At 25.7% G+C, this 2,966-nt stretch carries 3 protein-coding genes; 2 read left to right on the top strand and 1 reads right to left on the bottom strand.

Annotated features, from left to right (window positions below; genetic code table 11):
- Both Q1J48_RS01095 and Q1J48_RS01090 read left to right on the top strand, forming a co-directional pair.
- On the top strand, positions 1–834 hold an 834-nt coding region (locus Q1J48_RS01095; RefSeq protein WP_300360644.1), incomplete at its 5' end, for a hypothetical protein.
- A gap of 474 nt (positions 835–1,308) precedes the next feature.
- The gene (locus tag Q1J48_RS01090) at positions 1,309–2,211 is read left to right on the top strand and encodes a hypothetical protein (RefSeq protein ID WP_300360643.1); all 903 of its coding nucleotides are present in this window, start codon (positions 1,309–1,311) and stop codon (positions 2,209–2,211) included.
- Positions 2,212–2,367: 156 nt separating this feature from the next.
- Here the strand turns inward: Q1J48_RS01090 and Q1J48_RS01085 are convergent, their stop codons facing one another.
- A complete protein-coding gene (locus tag Q1J48_RS01085; protein ID WP_300345114.1) occupies positions 2,368–2,868 on the bottom strand; it encodes a free L-methionine (R)-S-oxide reductase MsrC in 501 nt (166 codons plus the stop codon).
- Positions 2,869–2,966: the final 98 nt, after the last annotated feature.

Below are 2,966 nucleotides of genomic sequence, written 5' to 3'. Positions count from 1 at the left end.
GGTGAAACAGTGGAAGAATATGTGATTGATAAAATTAAAGTAGGTGAAATATATGCTTTAAATAAGGATAATCCATATTTAGATAAGGTTTTATTGGAGAAATTGGACTTTGAATCATCTAGAATTGTAAATTGGCTTTTAAGAAATAGTGAAACTATTTTACCAGAAGGTATAGGAGAGGTAACTTGGGGTGTTGAGAGAAAAGGGAAAAAAGTTTTAGTTGCTTCAAATGACTATGTAACTGCAAAAATAGAGATAATAAAAAAAGATGGGTATATAAAAAGTGATGAAATTACTATCATTGATAAAAAAACAGATAAAGTTATACCAACAGAAGATTTGAAATTAGCCTCAGAACTGTATAGAATAGCAAAAAAAGATGAGTACCCTGTGATTAATATTGAGGAAAAGGGAAAATTGGACAGAAAAAAATTTGATACAGAAAAGCTGTTAGAAACATTAACTGCTCCAACGCCAGAGTATCCACTTGGTAGGGTAAACTTTTATCCAAGTGGTAGAGTAAAATATATTACAGAGTCTGTTGTATTGGAACTATTTTTAAGTGATGAGAGCTATATAAGAGATATAACTTTATCTTTAAAAGATTTGGAACAAAATGTAGATGAAAAATTAGAGGATTTTCAAGAAGAGAGTGTTTTAAAAGAGTTGGTAAAATATGCAATTAAAATAGAGCATATGTTAATAGCTGAAAAATTAAATAAAAATATATCTGACGAGGAGAAAAAACAGCTAGAGGAGTTGGAAGAAAAAGCTATAAAAACATTTGATAGATTAGCTGAAAGATTAAGAATTGCTATGAAAAGAAATTATTAAAAGTTAGAGGGTTAATTTTATTTGTGGGGAAAAATCTTCCCTATAAAAAAGCAAATAATTTATTAATTAACTATGGATATAAGATTTAATAAATAAAAATAAATTAAAAATAGTTAAAAATCTTTATAAAGTAAGTGGGAACAATTTTCCCTACAATTAATAACTTTATATTATAAAAAATTAAGAGCTGAATAATACCAGCTCTTTTTTACTAATATTTAATTAAACTAGGAGAAAAATTTTCCTTATAATTTTTTTATAAAATAAAAAATTTAAATAAATACAAGATAATTATTTATACTAAATTTTAAATTATAAAAGCTAATTAAATTTTATCTAAAACTTTTATTACTTTATTTTTATTAAGATTAAAAAATATAAGATTTTATTTATAATAAAAAATCTAATTATAGTTGTTTTTTCCAAAATAAAGTACTATAATTAATTATAGAACAAGTTAAGGAGGGGGTAAATATGAAAAAAATTGCAACTTTTATACTTGGAATGATGTTACTATTAGTAGGGTGTGCTAGTGATGAGGACTATATAGATACAGTAAAAAATATGTCCTTTTCAAATGGACAAACAATTGAACAATATGTAAATGATAGTATTAAATTTGGTGAGATGTATCAACTGAATAAAGATAATTTTTGCTTGGATAAAAAATTATTATTTATGATGAGCTTAGAGGCAAATCAAGATGTTAAACGTTTTTTAAGACAGGCAAATGTTGTTTTACCAGAAGATATAAAACCTGCAACTTGGATTGTAGAGGGTAAAACAAAGGACGGAAAAATTTTAATTGCTTCAAATGATAATATAAAAATAAAAATTGAAACAAGAAAAAATGGAGATTATATAGAAACTGGAAGTGACAAGATTACTACCTTTGATAAAAAAACAAATAGAATAATTTCAGAAGAAGAGTTGGAATTAGCTTCAGCATTACACGAAATAGCAATGAGATGTGGATATACTAATGTTCAAAAGGAAGAGGCAGTAGAGTCAGAAACTAAAAGATTTGATGAAAAAGAGGTATTAAAAAATTCAGATTATACAATAAAATATTATCCAGATGGTAGAGTGAAATATTTTTCAGATGGTATAATGTTTGATTTAGACTTTGAAGATAGAAGTTATCTAAAAGATATAAATGAATCTTTAGATTGGCTAGATAAGGAAATGGTTAAATATAATGATGAGGGCATAAATGCGTTGGTAGACCTTTCAATAGAGATAGAATATCAAATAATATCTGAAAAACTAAATAAAAAAATAACTGATAAAGATAGAGAAGAAATTAAAAAATTAGAAAGCAAGGCTACAAAAATATTTAAAAAATTACAAAATAAGGTTGAAAGTATCAGTCAATAGTTGGATAAAGGTTTGAAAAAATTAAAGAGAATTATCTAAAAAAATTAGTGGGGAAGATTTTTCCCCACTATCATTTAGTTGTATTTTAGCTAAGTTAAAAAGGCTTAGCTTTTTTATTTTACCAAATTATTCTAAAAAATTTAAATAATTTAAAATCTATCTATTTTCAAAGTCTGTATATTTATATAAAATATCTAGGACTTTCTCTAAAATTTTAACCTCTTTATCTGAAAATCTTGAATAAACCCCACTATCAATATCAAGGACACCATATTTTTTACCATTTTTAATAAGAGGGATAACAACCTCTGATTTAGAACGAATATCACAGGCAATATGTCCGGGGAATTGGCAAACATTGTCCACAACCAAAGTTTCCCCTTTTTCAAAAGCTGTACCACATACACCTTTTCCAATATCTATCCTTGTAGTTGCAGGCATTCCACAAAATGGTCCAAGTACAAGCTGATTATTTTTTAGAAGATAAAAACCACTCCAATTTATATCTTCAAAAAAAGCAGAAATAAAAGCAGAGGTATTAGCAAGATTTGCTATAAAATCATCTTCGTTAGAAAGGTATCTCTCTAAATCATCAAAAAATATCTTTGTTTTACTGTCAAAATCCACATTGTTATAAGTATCAATATCAAAAGCCATATGTTCCCTCCTTTATAAGTTAAAATTATCGTGAGCTTTTGTCTATTATACAAAATTTTTCCTTTTAAAAAAAGAAAATTATTAGAAATTTTACTAAT

The sequence above is a fragment of the Fusobacterium sp. genome (assembly GCF_029258315.1).
Taxonomy (GTDB): Bacteria; Fusobacteriota; Fusobacteriia; order Fusobacteriales; family Fusobacteriaceae; genus Fusobacterium_B.
This window is presented reverse-complemented; position numbering and strand designations above follow the sequence as displayed.